Source organism: Nostoc foliaceum FACHB-393 (assembly GCF_014698505.1).
Lineage (GTDB): Bacteria > Cyanobacteriota > Cyanobacteriia > Cyanobacteriales > Nostocaceae > Nostoc > Nostoc foliaceum_A.
Genome location: NZ_JACJTD010000022.1, coordinates 74,823 through 99,646, shown reverse-complemented (window position 1 = coordinate 99,646; position 24,824 = coordinate 74,823). Strand labels below are relative to the sequence as shown.

The window sequence follows — 24,824 nt, the reverse complement described above, 5'->3', positions numbered from 1 at the left end:
TAAGTTCTACTCAACTATGAATAGAACTTATATTTTTTGTAATAGGCTTGAATAAATGACTCTATTAGACATGAATTCCTCCCTAAGAGTGATATTTTGTCATTCTGACACACCATTTGCTACAGCACAAAAGCCAATTTACAAATAACTGCGGTGGCTGATGTAATTAGACATTGCAATAGAGCTATACACAACATCCTCTTCATTTGCAATCTCACTAAAATTAGGCTGTAAATATAATAGAAAATAGGCCTTATTGAGTGAGCGAGTTCATGAAGCAGTACTTACGGTAATTTTGCAAAATTACTCATTCTTTTAGTAGATGTTAAATATGAATTATCTCACCCAATCTTCATCGTTCAAGAACTTTTCTAGCTCTGAATGTAACAATCATAATAGATACAAAAAGATTGGCTCTGTAGATGTTACCCAAGCACTGGGAAATGTACCGATTGTACGGCTTGGAAACATCTCCCGTGTATGTCTTGAATCAGAATGTTTATTGAAGCTTGAGAGCTGCAATCCTGGAGGATCAATTAAGGAGAAAAATGCGGTTTACCTCGTTACGCGTGCGGAGGAGGAGGGACTTCTTACACCTGGAGGTACAATTATCGAGTCAAGTTCAGGCAATTTTGGCGTTGGGCTGGCAATGGTGGGAGCGGCACGAGGGTATCGAGTCATTATTGTAGTTGATGCAAAAACTGCTCCACCATTTCGACGAATGCTTCAAGCATACGGTGCAGAACTTGTGGATGTACCTCTTCACGAAGCAGACGAATCGGGATCTATGCAGAAGGCACGAATGAAAAAAGCAAAGGAGCTGGCTGCAACTATTCCTCATGCTTGGTATCCGTGTCAGCACTTAAATCCTCTGAATCATGAGGCACATTTGTACTACACGGCGCGTGAGATTGAAGCCCACTTTTCTTCTGACCTTGATGCCGTGGTGGTTGGTGTTAGCACTGCGGGGCAGATAATGGGAATTGCCCGCTATCTTCTACCCCGGTTTCCTGGACTGCACGTTGTTGGTGTCGATGTTGAGGGGTCAGTGATTATGGGAACACCAGCAAAACCATACAAGATGACAGGTATTGGGTTATCATTTTTTCCACCTAATCTCGATCTCTCGCTCCTAAGTCGTGCTTATGTAGTGCCTGAAGCGATCGCCTACTCGGTGTGCCATGCACTTGCACGTCGTGAGGGATTACTTCTGGGTGCGTCAACTGGGGCAATTGTGGCTGGTGGTTTGCATCTGGCGCGTGACCTTGGCCCCGATGCACGTATTCTCATGATCAACCCCGATAGAGGCGATCGCTATCTTGAAACTGTGTACGATGCCAATTGGCTTTCTCATAACGGGTTTGCACTGATGGAGGGGGAGCATCTTGATGATGCGATCGCCTCACTGAGTCCCGTGTATTTTTAGTACCTCATCGGATAGCATTAAAAAATTTCATGAATACCCCACCCCAGCTTGAGGAAGGTAAGAACGCACTTCAAAAGCGATCGCTCCTGACGCTACTCACCCAATTTATCCCTCTTTCTCTGTCCGATGTAGCCATGACCCTTGGTGATCCGCTTCAGACAGCAGCACTCAGTCGCCTTGCATTCCCTCAAGAAACCTTAGCAGGAGTAGGTGTCGTCAAGGCAGTTGCTGTATTTCTGGAAAGCCCCATCATTATGATCCTTCATGCCTCAACCGCACTGGGGAACCATAGCGCGTCTCGGCGTGCGCTTTGGCAGTTTACAATGATTGCAGGACTCTCCCTCAGTGGGATCTTTCTGGTACTCACCTGGGAGCCTTTATATAACTGGCTTCTTCTTGATGTATTTGGAGTCAGTTCTTTCATCGCCACACGAGGCAGAACTCCCTTTCTTTTGATGTTCCTGTGGCCGTTCGTCATTGCTTGGCGACGATTCTTTCAAGGGCTTCTGATCCGCGCTCGAAAAAGTGTTCCTGTAGGATGGGCAAGTGTTGCACGATTTACTTGGGTAATTGTAGCCCTGGCGATAGGAGTGAATCTTAAAAGTGATGGGGCAGTGCTTGCGGGTATTACTATGATGGGAGCAATACTTATTGAAGCAATGCTAGTCACATGGTTCTGTTCGCGTCTTAGTATTACCTCTATTCTTGACCAGCAGACACACCAGGATATTAAGAAGCTTCCTAAAACCTTTCAAGGTGTCACATTTTACTATCTTCCCCTTGCCTCAACAATGCTGGTAATCTGGGGTGCGAGGGCAATACTCTTGAGTTTCGTTGCTCGCTCATTCGATGGTAGTCTTGCTCTTGCCGTATGGCCTGCTGCCTGGGGACTGGTTCTTTCTATTGCCAACGGTACACGAATGGTTCAGCAAGTAGTAATTTCCTCTTATGAAGAGACTTCAAAGCAGACACTTGCTACTTTCGTAGTTCTTGTCGGTTTGGGTTTTACCTCGATACCGTTTTTTCTGGGGTTTACCAGCCAAGGATTCTCGCTGCTTCACCAGTTTTTTGGTGATAATCCATCTCTTGTAGAAGCAGCAATTCCAGTCATACAAGTGCTTTCGTGTTTACCCCTCCTCCTTGCACTCCAAAATACATTTCAAGGGCTTCTGATTCACCGCGCAAAGAACTGGTTCATTAATCTGGCAACATTAATTGCGGCTGCTCTCACCTTGATAGTATGTGGAAGTCTCATTTTCACCGGACATAGTGGAGCTACTTCAGCAGCCTATGGAATGATTGCAGGAATTGTGAGTGAAATTCTGGTACTTATTTTCGCACTGCAACGTCAATAATTCAGTGCAAAAATGGCGTTGCCGAATTGAATGATGAAATTCCAAATACAGGAGCGATCGCACTAGACAAACTACTATGGTGTATGGGTTATAGATGTTTGCATGGGTGCGATCGCTCCCTATTTCTAATTTACAGTTTTCCACTCGCTTCAAGGTTATACCAATTCTTTGTAAGGCTGCGCCAAACCTTTTTTACTTCTTCTTTCTTTGCGTCCTTGACGTCCTTCTCTACGAGACGTTAAGCGTTGGCGGAAGCCGACGCACCAGAAGGCGGTTCGTTTTTATTTCTTGCACTTCAGTCCTAATATGGTTTAGCGCATCTTCATACAGACTTGGTATTATACATGGCTACAAATTTTGGATTCATCTGCCGTATTAATTGCCATACAAGCGTTTTAGAGTAGATAGCACATTTGTATGATGTAAGTTCATCTGAAAGCTGCAATATTTTCCTGATTTACCCTCACAACACTTTCACAGTTATGTTCTTAATTTCATCCTAATTTCATATCTGTGTGAAAAACTATTAAGTTAAGTGGTTAAGTTGGCTTCGTGAACAAATTCCAAGAGCAAAACCGCTTGCTTGCCAAAAGCGGTTCTCGAAATCCCGCTTAAAAAGTCAACCAACGTCTAAGCACAAATCCAGACCATAGTAACTCAAGGACACAAAATAGCGATGGGAATCTCTAACAGTCTCCAACCACCTACAGTAATTCGTTGTGTTTCCGGCACAGTTCTGAGCCTTTTATTACTGACAACTCCCACGGCTGTGTTAGCTGGTGCTGGACACGATCATACTGGTGGAAGTTCATTTCAGGGTAGTGGAAGCGAAGCAAGTGGTTCTGTCGAAGTTGATGCCGAAACCGCCCAGAGGCTAGGAATTAAAGTCGAGCCAGTGAAACGGCAACGGCTAGCTTTGGGTATTAAAAGCACTGGACAGATTGAAACCTTACCTAGCCAAAAAGTGGAAGTGAATACCCCAATTACAGGGGCAAAAGTGGTTGAATTGTTGGTGGAACCCGGTGCTGTAGTCAAAAAAGGTCAACCCCTTGCCGTTGTCACCAGTCCTGACTTAGTGGAGTTACGGGTTAGTTCCCAAGAAAAACGAGCGGAAGCTATAGCTTCTTTGCAGCAAGCGCAAGCCGATTCCAAATTAGCTCAACAAAATTATCAAAGATATTTACAAATATCTAACGCCGACATTGCCCAAGCCCAAAGCCAGGTAGCATTTGCTGAAGAAAAATATAATAAAGATTTACAGTTAGCTAATGAAGGCGCTTTACCACGTCGCAACGCGCTCGAATCTCAAACACAATTAGCGGAAGCAAAAGCCAAACTCACCTCAGCCGACAGCAGACGAGATATCATTGAAAGCGAAGCCCAAATGAAACGCGCCCAGTCTGCTGTTCAAGTAGCACAAGAGCGTTTACGTCTTAGTGATTCTGCTTATAATACTAGACTGCAACAAATAGGCAACCGTCCTAACGCCAAGGGATTGGTGACAGTGACTGCTCCCATCTCCGGTAAAGTTGCCGATCGCCAAGTTACCCTTGGTCAAACTTTTAATGATGCAGGTGGCACACTCATGACTATTGTCAATGATAGTCGGGTTTTTGCCACAGCCAATATTTATGAAAAAGATTTAGACAAAGTAAAAGTAGGTCAAAGAGTAAGTCTAAAAGTTGCTAGCTTACCAGACCGTACCTTTTCTGGAAAGATTACACAGATTGGTGCGGTAGTACAAGGGGAAACACGGGTTGTCTCAGTACAAGCTGAAGTAAATAACCCAGGTGGACAACTCAAACCTGGAATGTTTGCGGAATTGGAGGTACTAACAAACCAATCATCCGCACCTATCTTGGCGGTTCCTAGCTCGGCTGTAGTAGATGCGAATGGGAAAAAAATGGTCTACGTCCAAAATGGGAATGCTTTCCAATCTGCGGAAGTGACCTTGGGTCAAACCTCTGGGGACATGGTTGAGGTGAAGACGGGTTTGTTTGAGGGAGATGCGATCGTCACCCAACGTGCGCCCCAACTTTACGCTCAATCATTGCGGGGTGATAGTAAACCAAAAGAAGAAGAACCCAACGAAGAAAGTGGTTCTCACGCAGAAGAAACTGAAGTTCAAACTAACAGTTTCCCAGTACCTTTGTGGTTAACAGCAGGTGGAGGAGTAGCACTTGCGGTAGCTGCTTTCATGGGAGGTGCTTTTTGGTCTAATCGTCGTACCCGTTTAGTACCAGCAGGTAATTTAGAGTACGACGGGTTCAATTATGAAACAGAGGTTTATCTCGACAACCACAAGCAACCAACCATATCTACTTCTGATAAAAATGTTGAGGAGCATGATCGTCCTCGACATTCAGATGGTGGTTAGTGATTAGCAAAGTTGCAGATAATAAATACCTGAAGTTTGGTTCTGCTAGATTTTCTAACATCAAGCCAACCTACAACAAGACTATTTAGATTGTGAACAAAACAGTTTATAAATCTCACGCTACAGACGCAAAGAGTATAAGAATGTAGTTTGTTCATATCCTATGTAGAAATGCTGTAAATTTATAAAAACTATCAACTCCCTGTGTACTTATGAGTGAGACAGTAGTTCGCCAACAGTATGACCAAATGGCGCATTTCTATGACCAGCGGTGGAATACTTATATCACCAAGACACTTGCTTTTCTCAAAACTTGGGCGCATATTTCGCCACAAGCCACAATTCTTGATGTCGCCTGTGGAACAGGGGAATTTGAGCATTTACTACTCAATGACAATCCAACACAACAGATTATGGGAGTAGATATTTCTGAAAATATGCTGCTGGTTGCTAAACATAAATGTCGTAATTACCTTAATGTCTCGTTTTCCATTGCATCTGCATCGGCATTACCTTTTAGTAGTAGCAGTTTTGATGTAGTTGTATCTGCTAATTCGTTTCACTATTTTGATGACCCCGATGCTGCATTGGCGGAAATGAAAAGGGTTCTCAAGCCTGATGGTAAATTAGTAATTTTGGATTGGTGCAGAGATTATATTTTGTGTAAAATATGCGACTTTTTATTGAAAGTATTTGATTCAGGACACAAGCAGTGTTACTCCCAAGCTGAATTTCATCAACTGCTTACTTCCTCAAACTTTGAAATCTGTAGGGCAACTAAAGTTCGCTTTGGGTTGATTTGGGGCTTAATGCTAGCAACAGCCACACCTAATATTTAAATTTTTTCACTCGTTTATCACAAAGAAACAAAACCTTCGCCATTTCTTAACCAAAAACCAAATGATTAGTACAGTTGCTAGATGGGTAATTTATCGACGCTGGCTCGTAGTAATTGCTGCGCTCATTTCCACATTAGTCATCATCTTTAATACCATCCCCAAAATGCCGCTGGATGTTTTTCCAGCCTTTGCACCTCCCCAAGTTGAAATTGAGACAGCAGCCCCTGGACTAGCGCCAGAAGAAATCGAATCTTTGGTGACATTACCAATTGAAAGTACCATTAATGGGACTCCAGGCTTAACTACGGTTCGTTCCTCTTCTTCAGCAGGACTTTCTGTAGTCAGAGTTGTTTTTGGCTGGGGAACAGATATCTTTCAAGCCCGCCAGTTGATACAAGAACGACTGCAACAAGCCATAAGTAAGCTACCAGAAGGAGTCGAAACCCCACGAATTGCCCCCACAAGCTCCCCCATCGGTACTGTATTAAAGTACGCCTTGACTGTGGAAGGGGAAGGCAATAACCAATCTGCTACTAAAATCGACCTCATGGAAGTCCGCAGAATTGTTGATTGGCAAGTAACGAATCGCCTCTTAGCAGTTCCCGGTGTCAGTCAGGTACTTGTGTATGGCGGCGATGTGCGTCAGTATCAAGTGTTAGTAGACCTCAATAAACTACAAGCTTTTAATGTATCTTTACAACAGGTAAGTGAAGCCGTACAAGCGGCAAATGTCAATGCTCCTGGTGGCTTTTTGACTACTCCTGACAAACAAACTTTAATTCGGGGAATTGGGCGGATTGAATCCCTTGATGATCTTCAACAATCTGTCATTGTCGCCCGTCAAGGAACGCCCGTCCGGTTGGGAGATGTCGCCGAAGTGCAAATTGGTGGTGCTGTGAAAATCGGCGATGGTAGTTTAAATGGGAAAGATGCTGTTGTGGTGATGGTGAATAAACAACCGCTAGCTGATACTCCCACCGTCACCCGTGCTATTGAAGCCGCAATATCTGAGCTAAAAGCAGGTTTACCGAAAGGAATTAAAGTAAATCAAACCTTCCGCCAAGCAGATTATATCGATGCTTCGGTGGAAAATGTCAGGTCAGCCTTGGTGGAAGGTAGTATCATTGCAGCAGTTATCCTCATCCCTTTTTTAATGAATTGGCGGACTCTGGGAGTTGTGCTGTTGAATTTTGCCCTGACTTTTATATTTTCATTGCAAGTATTATCTTTTTTAGGCTTGGGGCTGAATACAATGACTTTGGGAGGATTAGCGATCGCCATTGGTACAGCGATCGATGATGCCATTGTCTATGCAGAAAATGTTTTTCGTTTGTTGCGACAAAATAAATACTCTCCCAACCCTAATCCAGTACTGGAAATTGTTTTTGAAGGAGTACAGGAAGTCCAAGAATCTCTGATTGGGGCAACTTTAATTACTATTGTCGTCTTTTCTCCAATATTTGCCCTCGCTGGTGTGGAAGGTCGGATTTTTGGCCCGATGGGTCTTAGTTATCTGGTGGTAGTTATAGTTTCTAGCTTAGAAGCGCTGCTTGTAAGTCCGGCTTTGTGTGCAATTTTATTACCTCACGATAAAATGTCAGCAAGGGAACCCTTTATACCGAGAATTTGCAAAAGGATTTATTACCTTTTTCTCGATTTTGCTATCAGCAATTCGGTAGTTGTTATTATTGTGGCTGCGGCGGGAATGATAGCAGCAATTATAATTTTCCCAACTTTAGGACGGGCATTTCTACCTGAATTTCAGGAATCAACTTTAGTAAATACCTTAGCACTTTACCCAGGTACATCTTTAGAAGCTACCAATAGTGCTGCTTTTGCTTTGGAAGATAAACTCAAAGACGACCCTAGATTAAAGTATATTCAATTACGCGCCGGACGCGCCCCCAATGATCCGGATGCTGCACCCGTGAATTTGGCTCACCTTGATATTGGGTTAAGTGACAAAGGAATGAAAACTCGCGCAGCTACTGTGGAATGGTTGCGGGAAGAGTTTAACAAAATACCAGGCGCTGCATCCAATATTGGTGGATTTATTTCTCACCGGATTGATGAAATTTTGTCTGGAGTGAGGAGTCAAATCGCAGTCAAAATTTTTGGTTCCGACTTGGAAGAACTCCGCAAGCTTGGAAAGCAAGTTGAAGACGCAATGAAATCTGTTTCGGGAATGGTAGATTTACAACTCGAACCACAAATTCCTATTGAACAAATTCAAATTAAGTTTGACCGGGTTGCTGCATCTCGTTATGGTTTAACTATTGGACAATTATCTAATATTATTGAAACTGCGCTTAATGGAAGAACAGTCTCTCAAGTTTTAGAGAAGCAACAAAGCTTTGATTTGGTTGTGTGGTTGCAACCACAGTATCGCAAAAATCTACAAACAATTGAGAATTTGTTAGTTGATACCCCTGATGGGAATAAAATTCCCTTAGCTAAAGTTGCTACGGTTGCCTATGGCACTGGGCCTAATACTATCAATCGGGAAAATGTTTCGCGTTTAATTGTGGTGTCTGCTAATGCTAAAGGCAGAGATTTGCGCTCTGTAGTGACAGATATTCAAAATAAAGTTAAGGCACAAGTTCAACTTCCTTCAGGTTATTTTATCCAATATGGAGGTCAATTTGAAGCAGAAGAACGAGCCTCACAAAATATTCTGGTTTTCAGTGCTATTTCCTTTGTTGTAATCACAGTACTAATGTATCTTTCTGTGAAATCAATCGCTTCAACAGCAATGATTATGATTAACCTGCCCATTGCATTAGTGGGTGGTGTAATTGCGGTAGCTTTTACAGGTGGAATTGTTTCTGTAGCCTCATTGGTGGGGTTTGTAACTTTGTTTGGTGTGGCTACTCGAAACGGATTATTATTAGTAGATAATTACACCTCAAAAATTGCGTTAGGGATGTCTTTAAAAGAAGTATTAATTTCTGGGTCAATGGAACGACTAAACGCTATTTTGATGACATCTTTAACTTCAGCTTTGGGTTTAGTTCCGTTGATAATTTCAGTGGGGCCAGGGAAGGAAATTTTGCAACCTCTTTCGATTGTAGTGTTAGGTGGGTTGTTTACTTCTACGGCGTTAACTTTGTTGGTTTTACCTGCTTTATATTCTAAGTTTGGTAGGTTTTTGTTACCTAAGCGAAGTGCGACTGTTGTGGAAAATGGAAAGGTAGCTGGGGTGGTGGTGGAGAATTAATTAGCATCACTAAGTTAACCGCACATGGGACAGCAATTTTGATAAATATAGCCAGTGAATTCCTTTGCTGGCTCATAATATAAGCAGTAATTTATAGGTACACATAAACTTCCGATAGGGTGTGTCGCTGATCAAATGAAATACTCTATACAATATTACTTCTATGAGATTTTCTGAAAAAACTATAGGGAAAAAATATTTCAAGTTTTTCTGTCGCCTGCGATGGATTTTGCTAGGTTTAGTAATTAGTGTGTTAGCAAAACCTTTAATAGCAACTGCTTATATAGGTTTAATGACGAATGGCTCCCGCTACGTTCAACCAGAATTAGTCCCAAAAGAACAGGTTGCAATAGTATTCGGTGCAGGAATTCTTCCGAATGGTAATCCCACACCGATGTTGTCAGACCGTGTAGAAGCTGCTGTCAAACTTTATAAAATGGGAAAGATTAGTAAACTCTTGATGACAGGAGATAACAGCACAGTTTTTTATAATGAAGTCAGGTCTATGCAGAAATATGCTCATGATTTGGGTGTACCGATGAAAAACATTAGCTTAGACTATGCAGGTTTCAGCACTTATGAGAGTTGTTATCGCGCTCATAAGGTTTTTGGTGTACATAAGGCTGTTGTTATCACCCAAAATTATCATCTTCCCCGCACTGTTTATACCTGTAGCCAATTAGGGGTGAAGACAGTTGGTTTAGGAACTCCAGATATAGAAATTTATGGACTACGGGGAATGATTCCCGATTTAGTGCGGGAAATGTTAGCGAATGTCAAGGCTTTGTGGGAAGTTTACATTACCCTTCCCCGACCTACTTTTTTAGGACGTTTTGAGCCTATTAATTGAGTATTTTACAAATTTCACTCAGTAGTTAGACGCAGAATTAATCACAAAACTAGCACTAATAACAAAACCCAAAGCTGCAATAAATAAAATAATCCAAATCTTTGGATTCGCTCTCAAGTTTTCATTAGTAAATTCTGGTAATTTCCCAAAATCTAGTTTTATTAAAAGTGAAAATTTATTATCTCGATTAATTTGTGTTTATTGATGATTATGTAAACATTTGAATTTATTCAATGGAGGATAACCTATTCATGTCTAATTCAGCATCCCAAGTAACTAAACTTAAGAGCAAGAATAACGAATTTTCATCTACAGCAGATATAGTGCGTATCTATCTTCGTCAAATTGGACGTATACCTCTGTTAACCCATGAAGAAGAAATTTTTTTTGCTAAACAAGTTCAGCAAATGATGGCAATTATTACTGTGAAGGAAGAACTATCTGAAAAATTACAGCGTGAACCCACTCTGCAAGAATGGGCTGACAAGATGCAGTTGAAAGAAGATGTGCTGCTGCAACAACTAAGTCAAGGACAAATTGCCAAGCAGAAGATGATTCAGGCTAATCTGCGGCTGGTGGTGTCTATTGCTAAAAAATACCAGAAACGCAATATTGAGTTTCTAGATTTAATTCAAGAAGGTACATTGGGGCTAGAACGAGGGGTAGAGAAATTTGATCCAACTCTTGGATACAAGTTTTCTACTTATGCTTATTGGTGGATTCGTCAGGGAATTACACGAGCGATCGCACAACAATCCCGCACCATTCGTTTACCCATTCACATGGCTGATAAGCTGAACAAAATTAAGCGTGTTCAACGAGAGTTATCTCAAAAGCTTGGTCACACCGCCGACGTGACTGAAATCGCCCAAGCGCTTAATCTGGAACCCAGTCAGATTCGAGAATGTTTGCAGTTTGCTCGTCAACCTGTTTCCTTAGATATGGGAATTGGGCCTGAGCAGGATACTCAATTGCAGGATATGCTGGAGGATGATGGAATATCTCCCGAACGCTACGCGGAGCGGGAATTACTCTATCAAGACGTTCACAATCTATTAGCAAAGCTGACTCCCCAGCAAAAGGAAGTATTAATCTTGCGCTTTGGTTTAGCAGGTGGACACGAACTTACTCTGGTACAGATTAGTCAACGTATGGGCATTTGTCGGGAACGAGTGCGACAAGTGGAACAACAAGCTCTCACACTTCTACGAAGATATGGGGTTAACTCACGCAGCTATCTAGCTGGCTGATGCTCCCTAGTTTTGAAAGCTTGTAGTAGTTATTTGACTTTCACCCTTTGCTTCATCCACCAAAAGGTTCCCAAACCTGCAATCATGACACCGAGCGCCATAGCTCCAGTAAACCATTGATTTCCAGAGTTGGTTGACTGACTGGATGATAATTCTTGCTCAGTTTTTTGAGAACTTGTAACTGGTGCTGGTGTCGATGCTGCTACACCACTAGCCACTATTACCTCATACTGCATCTGGAAGGGTTTAAAATTACTTTCGACTTTGGGAGTGCAACCTAACTCTAACTGATAAGCTCCTGTCTTAGGAAAAACAACATCTGCACCAGGAATACCCTGATATCTCTCAACTGAAATCGCTTGCACCGTAGGCTGTAGTACAGGCGAATCTTTCTGTTTACGAGGTTGAGAGTAGACAGCCATTTGGCAATTCGCCTCCGACACTGGCAAGATTTTCCCTCCCTTGCGGGTAAGTGCAATCCAGACTCTCGCTGTTTCTCCTGCTTTGGGACTGTGATTTGGTTCAACGTGCCAAGTACCAGCCACATCCCCCGATAGTTTAATGTTATGTGCTAACACTGGGGTGACAAGCAGTGACAGAAATACCGCTCCCATCAAGCTTATATTAATCTTTGATTGGTGTGACATTGTGGTGTATGGCAGCTGGTAGTCGAATTCTTAACTATGGCGATCGCTTCTGTCAAGAGACAAGGTGTCAGACTGAACCGAACGTCATAGCTTGCAAGTAAGTTAAAACTGCCTCAAAAACTGTAAATTTGTACTTCATGCAAACGAAAACTGCTGTATCTTTAATTATGGCGTTCGCGTAGCGGCTGCTTTGCAGCATCGCCCGCTAATATTAATCCTCAAAAAACTTGCTTCTAAACAGCCGCATTCCATTCGCGGTCACTAGTAAGGAAGTTCCTGTGTCTGCTAAGACGGCTACAGCTAACCCAACAAATCCAAAGGTTCCCAACAGCAGAAATAAACCTTTTGTGACTAAAGAAAAGACAACATTCTGTTGAATTACAGATACAGTGCGACGGCTTAGTTCTACTGCATAAGCAAGTCGTCTGAGGTCGCTTCCCACGATCACGACATCTGCTGTCTCCAGAGCAATATCTATTCCACCAACCGCAAAACTGATATCCGCAGCAGCAAGCGCAGGGGCATCGTTAATACCATCCCCAACCATACCTACTACTCCTTTTTGACGCAGGAGTTGAATTTCTTCAAGTTTATCTTCGGGTAGTAGTTCTGCTCGGTACTCTGTAATTCCAACTTGCTGGGCAATCTGTTTAGCAACAGCAGTACGATCGCCCGTCAACATCACCAACCGCTTTAATCCAACCCGCCTCAACTGTCGCAGGGCTTCTGTCGCTTCCAAGCGGATGCCATCGGAAAGTGCGATCGCTCCTAATAACCCTTCGTTTGTTCCTATCAGCACGGGAATTTGACCAAGTTGTTCAATTTCAGCTAACAAAGATTCAGCTTCACCAGATAAGCGAATACCTTGGTCTAAAAACAACCTTTGATTGCCTATGAAGTACAACTGCTCCCTCAAGTTCGCCTGAATCCCTTTCCCAGGTAGTGCTGTAAATTTAATAGGTGCTTCTAACTCCATGCCTTGCTCATGAGCCTTGGCTACAATTGCCTTGGAGAGAGGATGCTCAGACTGCTGCTCAACTGAAGCTGCAATCTGTAACACCATGTTTGCGCTTACCTTGCCAAGGTCATAAACCTTTTGTACAACGGGTAGCCCTTGCGTAATTGTACCAGTCTTATCAAAAGCAAAAGTAGTCAAACGTCCGGCGGTTTCCAGCGCATTACCTCCTTTGAACAAAACGCCCTTACGAGTTGCTGCACCAATGGCGCTGACAATTGAAACAGGAGTAGAAATTACTAAAGCACAGGGGCAAGCTATTACTAACATCACTAGCGCCCGATAAACCCAGACGTTAAAAGGTTGAGCAAAAGCCAAAGGCGGAATTAGGGCAATGGCGATCGCAATCAAAATTACAATTGGGGTGTATATCTCTGCAAACCGATCTACCCACTGCTGAGAAGGAGCGCGACTTCCTTGAGCTGATTCTACCAAATGAATAATTTTAGAAACAGTTGTATCACTAACAGTGTGAGTTACTTTTACTTCTAAAAAGCCTGATTGATTCAATGTTCCAGCAAAGACAGTATCGCCTTTTTCTTTATCTTCTGGAATTGACTCTCCTGTAATTGGCGATTGATCAATGGCACTGCTACCAGAAATAACTATGCCATCCAACGCCACGCGCCCTCCGGGTCGAAGCGTCAAAATTTCACCAACTTGAATACTTTCAACGGGAACTGTAACTTCTTTATTCCCCCGCTTGACAGTAGCAGTAGGTGGAGTTAAATCCATGAGAGCGCTAATAGCATTGCGCGTGCGACCAAAGGTGAAAACTTGCAGTGTTGTACCCAAAGAAAACAAAAACAGGACTAGCGTTGCCTCAAACCAGTCCCCCAAAATTACTGCCCCAATAACTGATATGGTCATCAGCAGATTCATATCGGCACGGCGCAAGCGCAACTCAAACAAACCTGCCCGTGCAATAGGATAGCCTGCAATTACTATGCCAATTCCATAAAAAGCCCTTGCTATCCAGATCGGTAATGCCAAATGTTGAGTCAGCAAACCCAGGACTAACCCCAATCCCGCTAAAATTACGCTCTGTCCTCGGCGGTTGTTAATCCAGAATTTCCAGCTTGCTGGGTCGCGTTTTTGAATTGGTTTCGAGACTGAATTATCGTGGTCACGACTGTGGGTATGTTGATGAGAGCTTGCTTCACCAATCTGTTCAAATGTATAACCCAGAGTCCGAACTCGATCTGAAATTGTCTGTTCACTAACCTGTTGCGGATCGTAAGATACTTGCATTCTTTCAGTCGCAAAGCTAACCGATACCTCTATAATTCCGGCGATTTGCTGCAAGCCAACTTCAACGGTTTTACCACAGTTGCCACAATCCATCCCACCGATTTTTGCTTGTAGTTTTTGAGGAGAAGCTACTTCCAAATACTCATGGTCGCTGTCACGGGAGTGGGTGTTATGGTGGTCATGGTTGCCATTACAGTCAGAGGTGTGATTATGGGGCTTTACTTCATGACTCTGTTCAACTGTATAACCTAAAGCTTTAACTCGGTCGTAAATTGTTTTTTCACTAACCTGTTGCCGGTCATAGGATACCTGCATTCTTTCAGTCGCAAAGCTAACCGATGCCTCTAAAACTCCAGCGATTTGCTGCAAGCTAACTTCAACAGTTTTGGCACAGTTGCCACAATCCATCCCACCGACCTTTGCTTGCAACTTTTGATTAACGTCCGCTTTAACGTGGTCGTGATTATGGTCGTATTCACCTTCACAAGAATCGCTGTGATTATGAGACTTTAGTTCACCACTCTGCTCAACTGTATAACCCAAGACAGTTATACGATTTATAATTTCAGCTTCTCTCAGGATCTCCGGGTTATATAAAACTTTGGCTTTTGCAGTTGCAAAGCTCACTGAAGCTTCCATCACACCGGGTAGCTGTTGCAAACTGGCTTCAATCGTCTTAGCACAGCTTCCGCAGTCCATACCATCAACTTGCAAAAACTGGGTTTTGAGGTCAGGGGTTTGAGTCATAGCAGCTTTACATAAAAAACTACAAAGTTAACTGCCAATATCTTACTACAACAATTGAATAATTATTCAATTGTACAATGGTTATCATTTTAGATACTATAAAATTGATAACCATTACTTACGCACAACACCATGAACAAGAACAAGGCAAAGCAAGACTTCGACAATCGACAAAACTCTGATGTGCCAAGCTGTGACACTCATTTAGTGCATTTAGATAATGTACGTTCAACTCAAACGCAAATATTAGCAACTTCTAAAGCACAGCAAATAGCAGAAATTTTTTCAATCCTAGCAGATCCGAATCGCCTACGCCTCCTCTCAGCTTTGGCTTTCCAAGAGTTGTGTGTTTGCGATTTAGCTGCATTAACAAAAATGACCGAATCAGCTGTTTGTCATCAACTGCGATTATTTAAAGCGATGCGTTTGGTCAACTATCGTCGAGAAGGTAAGAATGTCTATTACAGTTTGGCTGATAGTCACATCATTAATCTATACCGTTCTGTAGAGGAACACCTAGATGAATCAAATCTTTAGTTGCTGATTGGTCATTTTTTTACCTCTCATAATTAATCTAGGTAATTCATCAATCAAAAAGCATTGTGCAACTTGATTGCAAAAAAATTCTTTACGAACTTCAAATTTTATTAGATTTTTGTTCTATCAAAAGTATAAAAAATACAAGAATTATTGGTGAAAGACAAGATTTCATAAGTAAAAATCTTGAGAAGATTAATATTCATGCCAGATATTCCCAAATAATGAGAAGAATATGAAAAGATAAATTATGAAAATAATATGAAAATATTAAACGGCAAAGTAAATGACTCCCCCAGAAAACAGACCTAGCTTACCAGAGGTTCACCGCAGTATAAAAGTCCCTAACAGCAACAGCTTTTGGCGCAAGATGCTAGCTTATGCAGGGCCAGGGTATTTGGTTTCAGTCGGATACATAGACCCTGGAAACTGGGCAACAGATATCGCTGGGGGGTCAAAGTTTGGTTATACTCTGTTAACAGTGATCCTGCTGTCGAACCTGATAGCAATATTGCTGCAATCTTTGTGTGTACGTTTGGGAGTTGCTACGGGGCGAGATTTGGCGCAGGCCTGTCGGGATTATTTTGGACGAAGGGTAAGCTTTTGTTTGTGGATACTGTGTGAGATTGCGATCGCAGCTTGTGACTTGGCAGAATTACTGGGAAGTGCGATCGCCCTGCAACTTTTATTTGGTATTCCCTTGATATGGGGTGTGTGCATCACTGCGCTGGATGTCCTAATATTGCTATTCCTGCAACATAAAGGCTTTCGCTATACAGAAGCCTTGGTAATAATGCTGGTAGCAACCGTAGGCTTCTGTTTCACAGCAGAAATTCTCTTCTCCCGACCTGATATGGGAGGGATTTTATTGGGATACCTGCCTAAGAAAGAAATTTTACAAAACCCAGAAATGCTCTACATTGCCATTGGCATTTTAGGCGCAACAGTGATGCCTCATAACTTATATTTACACTCCTCTATTGTGCAAACCCGTGATTGGCAACCTAGTACTGAAAAAAGATGGGAAGCAATTAAGTTTGGCACGATTGATTCAACTTTTGCTTTGTCGTTGGCACTATTTATTAACTCAGCTATTTTAATTGTGTCTGCGGCTACATTTCATTTTTCTGGTAATCAGAATGTGGCAGAAATTCAAGAAGCTTATAAACTGCTTTCACCATTGTTAGGTGTTAGTGCTGCTAGTGCCATCTTTGGGATTGCCTTACTTGCTTCTGGGCAAAGTTCGACACTAACTGCAACTCTAGCTGGGCAGATTGTAATGGAAGGCTTTTTACAATTTCGCCTTCCATCGTGGTTACGGCGTTTAGTTACCCGTCTGCTTGCTATCATTCCAGCGTTGATTACAATTATTATCTTTGGGGAACATAGCACAAGCAGCCTCATAGTTCTTAGTCAAGTTATCCTTAGTTTGCAGTTACCGTTCGCAGTAATTCCATTGGTGATGTTTACGAGTAACCGTCGCTTAATGGGAGAATTTGTGAATCCTTTGTGGCTCAAATCTCTAGCTTGGCTGGTTGCTATTATTATCGTCGGGTTAAATGTTTGGTTGCTATTACAAAGTATTTTGGTTTGGTTGGGTTTCAATCTCTAAATCTGTTTAAACCGCTTAGGATGGATCTAGTCGAGGATAATCCCGCGCATCTGTCTTGATATATCTATCAAGGAGAAAGTCAAGCTATGAACTATATTCGCAAAGCTGCTACCATCTTAGGAATAACAACTAGCGTACTGAGTGGAATACCTGTTGCTGTCCATGCTGCACAGGAAGCACCAACGCGCATCCAACAGATGAATTTTCAGGAATACTATAATCAGGGAGTGCAAAAGCTTGAGCAAGGTAACTTCAACGGCGCAATAGAAGATTTTAGTCGGGTAGTACAGTTAAATCCCCGATACTATGAAGGTTTTTGCCTTAGAGGTTTAGCAAAGTCTCAATTAAAAGACTTTAAAGCAGCCGTTAGCGACTTTGATCAAGCACTGCGACTCAACCCCAACCATACAGATGCTTACAACGGTCGAGGAACTGCTCATGCGGAACTAGGAAGCATTGAAGCAGCTATTACCGACTTTAACCAGGTACTTAGAATTGATCCGAAGTCTGTAGATGCTTACTACAATAGGGGCTTTTTGAATTATAAACAGGGAAATCATAAACTGGCGATCGCAGATTTTAACCAAGCCCTACAAATCAACCCCAATTTAGCTGATGCCTACGGCAACCGAGGACTTGCTGAATACGCTTTAGGCGATCGCAAAAGCGCCATTAATGATTTAGAGCAAGCTGCAAGTCTGTTTCAACGGCAAGGAGATACCCCAAGGTATCAGCAAACACAAGCTCTCCTTCAGCAGATTCAGATGTAACTAATTCAAATGATTATCAAACCCAACTTTTCAAAAAACCTTACGAAATAGTTGGGTTATTCAATTTTGTTATCGAATTGTTGAGGAAACTATGGGCTGCTTTAGCTCAATTTTTTCCAGTTATTACCGCCATTTTGTGATTGAAAGACATTATTGATAGTCTGCTGATTTAGCTCATACGCGCCAAAGTGTAACACCCGCTTGTGTTGTCACTTTCTCTATTATTTTTCCCCTGGCGATTGAATTGTCTGACAAATGAGACTTGGGTATGATAACCGAGTTCGACTTTAATAAAAATGAACTTAATTCTTGATAAAATTTAGTTTTTGTGAATAGCGTTCCCTTGGCTATACAATTAACTCTAGATTGGGTACTTATTTCGGCTAGAATATAAACACTTAAGTCTGTTTGATTGCTAGATAAATTACCGTTGCTTTAGCCCGGTGAGGATGTCAAGACAGGAAGTTTTGAAAGAAGTTCCTAAACGATAACATTTGCGGATCATATCTAAGGCAAAGTATGGTACGCGCAATCGAAGTGGGTAAAACACGGGGAGATATAGGCAGTAATAAGCCTTTTTCAGGTCATTCCACTTTGAGCAGGCTTCTGGATGCAGAAAATCTGAGATGTCTACAACTAATCCTTTGCCTTGGTGCATCATGACATTACGACCGTGGACATCATGAGGGTGGAGTCCACGACTTTGAGCATAGTCAAGAGCTTTATCGATGTCCTGTATTACTTGTTTGGGAATAGGTAAACCCAAGTACATACAATCATAGAGCGTTGTTCCATAAAGCCGTTTCAAGACTAAAAAGGCATCTTTGGCATAGAAACATTCAGAGAATGCCGGATGAGAACCTAGACGATGGTAAACTTCTACTTCCTCTTCATAGCCTGGCCGTCCTGGGGCATAAATCTTGACTACAGACTCAGGGTGGTTAGGGTGATAGACTACTGCGGCATAATTTCCTTTACCAAGCAGCCGCCAGGGTTTTGGAAGATAGCTAACCTTGATTGGATTCCGGGGATTGACGCTTTCAATTTGTAAGCTAGGCAGTAGTTGCTGATAAATACTTTCAAGCAGCTGCTTTGGAGGCGATTTGTCCATATTGGATAAGTATCTTACACCCAAGAAGAAATTAAACTACTTTATGTCAACTATTACGGTAACAATTGGAATCATGTAAAATCATCAAGGCTGACGTTTGCTATCCTACTGTTGATGGTTTAATCACAATGCTCAAAAATTCATCCCACGCTTCCTTTTGGGTGAGATGTGGGGCAACTTTAAGTTTAAGCTAAAAATTTCATCTCAATTTCATCTTCATTTGGGAGAGTAGGTAAAGTACTTAATCTTTAAACTTACCTTAGCTGCACAGCAAGCAGACATCCCTTAAAACGTTTAAAAATGCTTAATTCTATTGTTAAATGGTCGATCGCTCAACGCTGGATAGTAGTTATTGCTTCCGTCCTCATATCAGTTTGGGGCTTTCTCGTCCTTACGCAAATGCCACTGGATGTATTTCCCAACTTTGCTCCACCGCAAGTGGAAATTATGACCGAAGCCCCAGGACTTGCACCAGAGGAGGTTGAATCCCTAGTTACTCGACCGATAGAAAGTGTGATTAACGGCACTCCCGGACTAGAAACATTGCGTTCTGCCTCAGCTGTCGGTCTTTCATCTGTGAGAGCGACTTTTAGCTTGGATACAGAAATTTATCGCGCCCGCCAATTGGTAACGGAACGGTTGCAACAAGCACGCAGTCAACTACCGCAAGGTGTGGAAAACCCAGAGGTTCTGCCTGTTAGTTCACCTTTGGGATGGACTGTCAAATATGCCTTTACTTCTGAAACCACTCCGATGATGGAGGTCTGGCGGATTGTCAATTGGCAAGTGAAAAACCGCCTGCTTGCTGTCCCTGGCGTAAGTAATGTCGTCATATTTGGTGGGGATGAGCGTCAGTATCAAGTGTTGGTAAACCCAGATAAACTAAAAGCGTTTAATGTTTCCCTTGATGATGTCACCAAAGCAGCACAAGCAGCCAACGCTAATGCACCAGGGGGATTTTTAATTACTCCTGACCAAGAGACATTGGTGCGAGGGGTTGGACGGATTGAATCTATTGAACAGCTAAAGAAATCAGTAATTAAAGCCAAAAATGGCACGCCAATCCTGTTGGAACAAGTGGCGGATGTCCAAATTGGTGCAGCGCTCAAACGCGGCGATGGCAGTTTTGCGGGTAAAAAAGCGGTAATTTTGACAGTCAACAAACAGCCAGCAGCAGATACGCCAAAAGTAACGAAGGCAGTTGAGACAGCAATCGAGGAAATTCAAGTCGGTCTGCCCAAAGATGTGAAAATTACAACTACTTTCCGTCAGGAAGATTTTATCGAAGCCTCACTCAAAAACGTTGAAGAAGCTTTGCGTGATGGCACAATCATCGTTTGTGTGATCTTGATTTTATTTCTGATGAACTGGCGCACAGTGATTATTAGTTTGAGCGCGATTCCTGTATCTTTGTTGTTGGGAATGATGATCCTGAATTGGACAGGACAAGGCATCAATACAATGACTTTGGGCGGACTTGTTGTTGCGATTGGTTCAGTGGTGGATGATGCAATTGTCGATATGGAGAACGTCTACCGCCGTTTGCGAGAAAATCAGATAGCAGGCAATCCTGTACCACCACTGCAAGTTGTTTTTAATGGCTCAGTGGAGGTGCGGGTAAGCGTACTGTTCTCGACAATCATTATTGCAGTCGTCTTTGCACCAATTTTTGCTCTTTCTGGTGTAGAAGGTCGGATTTTTACACCGATGGCTGTAGCTTATCTGCTGTCAATTGGCGCTTCTACCTTAGTAGCACTGACATTGACTCCAGCACTGTGCGCCCTTTTGCTAGTAAATCGGCGTTTACCAAGTACAGAAACTTGGGTTGAACGATTTTCCCATCGCCTGTATCGTCCACTTTTGAAATTTTCTATTCGTCGCCCCAAGATTATTTTGACAGGTGCGATCGCTGCCTTTGTGGCTTCAACGATGATTCTACTCTCGTTAGGGCAAGTTTTTTTACCAGAATTCCAAGACCGCTCTTTGGTAATCGCCGCAGTTTTAATGCCTGGTCAATCTCTGAATGCGACTAATCAAGTAGGGTTAGCGATCGAAGAAGCCCTGAAAAAAAATCCTGGGGTTGAAACGGCTCAATTGCGCTCTGGGCGGGCTGTAGGGGATACTGAGGTAGCTGGTGTAAATGGGGCGGAAATAGATATCCAACTCAGCGAGGAGGGGGCAAAAGATCGAGAAAAAACAATTGAAATGATTCGTAAAGAATTTGATAAAATTCCCGGAGTCGTTCCCAATATCGGCGGGTTTATTTCGCACCGGATGGATGAGGTACTCTCAGGTGTACGGAGTGCGATCGCTGTGAAAATTTTTGGCCCCGATTTGGAAGAACTCCGTACCCTTGGTGAACAAGTACAATCAGCTATGGGCCAGGTTTCGGGTCTAGTAGATTTGCAACTAGAACCGCAAGTACCAATTAAGCAGGTACAAATTCAATTCGACCGCGATGCAGCAGCCCGCTATGGTTTAACTATTGGCGAATTGTCAGAGGTAGTAGAAACTGCACTGAATGGGCGAGTCGTTTCCCAAGTATTGGAGCAACAACAAACCTTTGATATGGTGGTTTGGTTGCAAGAAAAATACCGTAACAATATTGAAATTATCGGTAATTTGTTAGTTGATACACCCAACGGACAAAAAATTCCTTTAGCCCAAGTCGCAAAAATCAACTATGGTACAGGCCCCAATACCATCAACCGCGAAAACGTCTCCCGCTATATTGTCGTATCCAGCAACGTGGGTGGACGAGATTTAGGTTCTGTAATTAAGGATATTCGGGACAGAGTTAAGCAACAGGTGCAATTACCCGCTGGATATTTTATTGAATACGGTGGTCAATTTGAAGCCCAAGAAGGAGCGACGAAAACTTTACTTTCGGCTGGGGGATTAGCATTTGTTGCGATCGCAGTCCTGATTTACTTTGCTGTCAAGTCGATTCCTGCCACCATCATGATCTTGATAAACTTGCCCTTGGCGTTAGTGGGTGGAGTCATTTCCATCGCCTTGACTGGCGGTATTCTCTCTGTAGCTTCAATGGTAGGATTTATTACCTTATTCGGCGTTGCTACACGCAATGGACTATTACTGGTTGAGAACTACAATTCTAGGATGGCAGAAGGACAGCCTCTACGACAGGCTTTGATGGAAGGGTCGGTAGAAAGGTTGGCTGCTATCTTAATGACGGCGCTATCATCAGCTCTGGGTATGGCACCCTTGGTAATTGGTAGCGGAGCCGGAAAAGAAATCCTTCAGCCACTAGCCGTTGTGGTTTTAGGTGGATTGTTTACCTCGACTGCTTTAACTCTTTTGGTACTTCCGGCTTTGTATGTACAGTTTGGTAGATTTTTAGTTCCAAGAAAGGCTGAACCAATTATTCAGCCAGAAATTGCAGGAGAAGCCAGAGCCTAGTACCGCAAGGCGGAATTTGAAATGGGCTACGCCTCACTACGCTAACGGAATTAGGAATTCCTAATTCCTATACTCCAAGGGTTTCATGGTTACTGAGCTTGCCGAAGTATTGATTTGAAATGGGTGGTTTACTTACAACGTGCTGCATTAGTTTTTAATTCACAAAACATCAAGGAGTTTGAATTCATGAAATTTCTGAAGACCAGTTTAGTAATTGTTAGCAGTATAGGATTAATTTTTTTGGGTGCTTGTGGTAGTGGGAATCAAGCTGCTAACTCGGAAAGTGCTACCAAGACAGCAACTACAGAAACAGCTGCCAAAACTGAACCCGTTGCTAAAACTGGGGAAGCGCATAATGAAAACGACGGTCATGGCCATGATCAAAAAGGTGGTCATTCCAATAGTGGAGAGAAGCGTAGCAGTCAAGTTGTAAATTCGGGCAAATATCATTTAGAGTTCACACCAGATATAGAAAAAGATTCTACTCATTTAGATATAAGCGTACACGGAGAGCAGGATCAAGCAATTACTGATGCCAAGCTCACGGCTCAAGTTCAGCTACCAGATGGCAGTAACAAAACCCTACAAGTTCCTTATAATACCGAGGAAAAGCAATATACAGTAAATCTGCCTGTAACTGCAACGGGAGAGTATAAAGTTGTTATTCAAACGGATGTAAAAGGTGAAAAATTTAATGGCCGCTTTGCCTTTAAACGATAATCCGAGCAATTGAAGAAGAATTCAGGAGTCAGAATCAAGACGCTCGCAGACTCGCTACCGCTACGCTATCAGTCGCAGGTCTGAATCCCCGACTGATAGCGTAGCGTTAGCGAGTCATCGAGCGTCTTGAAGACCACCAAATCTACGATTTGGTGGGGGTATTAAACCCGGTTATTCATGCGCCAGTCGTACAAAATTCATTCTGTTAGCGGATAGCTAAGGTTTAGCCCATTCTGACTCCTGACTCCTGAATTCTGTTTGATAAATAATTAGCGATAATAGCGATACCAGTATAGGAAAAGCTATATGACAACATGGAAACAATTAACAATTTATGTTAGCGAGTTGGATTGTTGGGAGCATCAACCCCTTCATCAAATTCTGCTCGGAATGGCTCGCAGACAAGGATTAACAGGGGTAACGGTAGTGCGGGCAATTTCTGGATATGGCAAACATGGCGTTTTTCGTACTCTAAATAAGCTAGACCCATCTATTGAGTCATCTGCACTACCGCTTCTCGTTACAGTTATTGATAGTGAAACTGCAATAACCGAATTTTGTTCCTTGGTCAAACATATGCTTAAAGACAAGTTTGTTACTTGTCAAACCATAGAAGTTCTCTCCACCGAAGTGTGAAAAACAGTCATGTCTCATAATCATAGTCATGGACACGACCACGGTGGCAGTAATTACAACCGTGCTTTTCTGATCAGTGTCGCTCTCAACACTGGTTTTGTCGTCATCGAAGCAACCTATGGCATTGTTGCTAACTCCCTTGCCTTGATTGCCGATGCGGGTCACAATTTGAGTGATGTTTTGGGTTTACTACTTGCTTGGGGAGCAAGCATCCTCGTCCGTCGTCGCCCGACATCACGTCGCACTTATGGGCTGCGTCGTTCTTCAATTTTGGCTGCGCTTTTAAACGCCGCCTTTCTCCTAGTTGTTTCTGGCGGTATTGGCTGGGAAGCAATTCAACGGTTTCGTGAACCTGCTCCGGTAGCAGGAGGAATAGTAATTACAGTAGCAGCTATAGGAGTTTTCATTAACACAGTGAGTGCCTTGATGTTCTTGTCGGGGCGTAAAAGTGACTTGAACATCAGAGGCGCATTCTTACATTTAGTTGCAGATGCTGCGGTATCTGTAGGGGTTGTACTAGCTGGTATTGCAATTATTGCTACAGGTTGGCTGTGGTTTGATCCAGCGGTGAGTTTGATTGTTACTGTGGTGATTGTAGCTGGCACTTGGGGACTTTTGCAGGAATCCTTGAATTTAATTACAGATGCTGTACCAGCAGGAATAGAACCTTTGGCTGTCCGTACTTATCTAACCGAACTCCCTGGCGTGGCTCAAGTTCACGACCTACATATTTGGGCAATGAGTACCACAGAAACAGCACTCACTGCTCACCTTGTCATTCCAGCAGGTTATCCTGGTGATACTTTTTTAGCACGGGTAGTCCGTGAGCTTCACGACAATTTCAGCATTGAACACCCAACTATTCAAGTGGAGACAGGCGATCCTAGTTACCAATGTCCTTTCGCTCCTGATAACCTAGTTTAAGTCAATTGTTAGGTATTTAGTAATGGCTATACACTTAGCTACATCTAGTAGTAATTCGTCTTTCTCAATAAAGCTCGCCCATTCGCATCAGAACTACCAAGTATTATTCCCACATTTGAT

At 42.7% G+C, this 24,824-nt stretch carries 17 protein-coding genes; 14 read left to right on the top strand and 3 right to left on the bottom strand.

What is annotated here, in order from left to right:
* Positions 1-331: 331 nt before the first annotated feature.
* The 7 genes from H6G92_RS19220 to sigB all read left to right on the top strand — a co-directional run bounded on the left by H6G92_RS19220 (position 332) and on the right by sigB (position 11,314).
* Positions 332-1,426 carry a cysteine synthase family protein gene (locus H6G92_RS19220; RefSeq protein WP_190895212.1) on the top strand — a complete coding sequence of 365 codons (1,095 nt, stop codon included), beginning with the start codon at positions 332-334 and terminating at the stop codon, positions 1,424-1,426.
* A gap of 29 nt (positions 1,427-1,455) precedes the next feature.
* Positions 1,456-2,781: a hypothetical protein gene (locus H6G92_RS19215; RefSeq protein WP_190895211.1), complete on the top strand. Its 1,326-nt coding sequence runs from the start codon at positions 1,456-1,458 to the stop codon at positions 2,779-2,781.
* Between the two features lie 676 nt (positions 2,782-3,457).
* Positions 3,458-5,158, top strand: a complete 1,701-nt coding sequence (locus tag H6G92_RS19210; RefSeq protein WP_190895210.1) for an efflux RND transporter periplasmic adaptor subunit — start codon at positions 3,458-3,460, stop codon at positions 5,156-5,158.
* A 212-nt stretch (positions 5,159-5,370) separates the two neighbouring features.
* Positions 5,371-5,997, top strand: a complete 627-nt coding sequence (locus H6G92_RS19205; protein WP_190895209.1) for a class I SAM-dependent methyltransferase — start codon at positions 5,371-5,373, stop codon at positions 5,995-5,997.
* A 61-nt stretch (positions 5,998-6,058) separates the two neighbouring features.
* On the top strand, positions 6,059-9,214 hold the full coding sequence (locus H6G92_RS19200; RefSeq protein ID WP_190895208.1) for an efflux RND transporter permease subunit: 3,156 nt from the start codon (positions 6,059-6,061) through the stop codon (positions 9,212-9,214).
* Positions 9,215-9,377: 163 nt separating this feature from the next.
* Positions 9,378-10,064 (top strand): SanA/YdcF family protein, encoded by a 687-nt coding sequence (locus H6G92_RS19195; RefSeq protein ID WP_190895207.1) that lies wholly within the window; start codon positions 9,378-9,380, stop codon positions 10,062-10,064.
* 251 nt (positions 10,065-10,315) lie between these two features.
* Positions 10,316-11,314 carry a sigma-70 family RNA polymerase sigma factor SigB gene (gene sigB / locus H6G92_RS19190; RefSeq protein ID WP_190895206.1) on the top strand — a complete coding sequence of 333 codons (999 nt, stop codon included), beginning with the start codon at positions 10,316-10,318 and terminating at the stop codon, positions 11,312-11,314.
* Between the two features lie 29 nt (positions 11,315-11,343).
* Here the strand turns inward: sigB and H6G92_RS19185 are convergent, their stop codons facing one another.
* Together H6G92_RS19185 and H6G92_RS19180 are read right to left on the bottom strand one after the other, a co-directional pair.
* A complete protein-coding gene (locus H6G92_RS19185; RefSeq protein WP_199344879.1) occupies positions 11,344-11,961 on the bottom strand; it encodes a hypothetical protein in 618 nt (205 codons plus the stop codon).
* Positions 11,962-12,172: 211 nt separating this feature from the next.
* Entirely contained in the window at positions 12,173-14,974 is a 2,802-nt protein-coding gene (locus tag H6G92_RS19180; RefSeq protein WP_190895205.1) for a heavy metal translocating P-type ATPase, read from the bottom strand.
* Between the two features lie 132 nt (positions 14,975-15,106).
* On the opposite strand from H6G92_RS19180, the gene H6G92_RS19175 reads away from it, so the two are divergent.
* The 3 genes from H6G92_RS19175 to H6G92_RS19165 all read left to right on the top strand — a co-directional run bounded on the left by H6G92_RS19175 (position 15,107) and on the right by H6G92_RS19165 (position 17,893).
* On the top strand, positions 15,107-15,511 hold the full coding sequence (locus H6G92_RS19175; RefSeq protein WP_190895204.1) for an ArsR/SmtB family transcription factor: 405 nt from the start codon (positions 15,107-15,109) through the stop codon (positions 15,509-15,511).
* A 286-nt stretch (positions 15,512-15,797) separates the two neighbouring features.
* Complete coding sequence (locus tag H6G92_RS19170; RefSeq protein WP_190895203.1) at positions 15,798-17,123, top strand: Nramp family divalent metal transporter; 1,326 nt, start codon at positions 15,798-15,800, stop codon at positions 17,121-17,123.
* An 86-nt stretch (positions 17,124-17,209) separates the two neighbouring features.
* Entirely contained in the window at positions 17,210-17,893 is a 684-nt protein-coding gene (locus tag H6G92_RS19165) for a tetratricopeptide repeat protein (protein ID WP_190895202.1), read from the top strand.
* Positions 17,894-18,317: 424 nt separating this feature from the next.
* Here the strand turns inward: H6G92_RS19165 and H6G92_RS19160 are convergent, their stop codons facing one another.
* Positions 18,318-19,004 (bottom strand): serine/threonine protein kinase, encoded by a 687-nt coding sequence (locus H6G92_RS19160; RefSeq protein ID WP_190895201.1) that lies wholly within the window; start codon positions 19,002-19,004, stop codon positions 18,318-18,320.
* A 300-nt stretch (positions 19,005-19,304) separates the two neighbouring features.
* On the opposite strand from H6G92_RS19160, the gene H6G92_RS19155 reads away from it, so the two are divergent.
* The 4 genes from H6G92_RS19155 (at position 19,305) to H6G92_RS19140 (ending at position 24,704) form a co-directional block, all read left to right on the top strand.
* Positions 19,305-22,424, top strand: coding sequence for an efflux RND transporter permease subunit (locus H6G92_RS19155; RefSeq protein WP_190895200.1), 3,120 nt, complete (start codon positions 19,305-19,307; stop codon positions 22,422-22,424).
* A 186-nt stretch (positions 22,425-22,610) separates the two neighbouring features.
* Positions 22,611-23,144, top strand: coding sequence for a hypothetical protein (locus tag H6G92_RS19150; RefSeq protein WP_190895199.1), 534 nt, complete (start codon positions 22,611-22,613; stop codon positions 23,142-23,144).
* Positions 23,145-23,450: 306 nt separating this feature from the next.
* Positions 23,451-23,780 carry a DUF190 domain-containing protein gene (locus tag H6G92_RS19145; RefSeq protein ID WP_190895198.1) on the top strand — a complete coding sequence of 110 codons (330 nt, stop codon included), beginning with the start codon at positions 23,451-23,453 and terminating at the stop codon, positions 23,778-23,780.
* A 9-nt stretch (positions 23,781-23,789) separates the two neighbouring features.
* Positions 23,790-24,704, top strand: a complete 915-nt coding sequence (locus H6G92_RS19140; RefSeq protein WP_190895197.1) for a cation diffusion facilitator family transporter — start codon at positions 23,790-23,792, stop codon at positions 24,702-24,704.
* Positions 24,705-24,824: the final 120 nt, after the last annotated feature.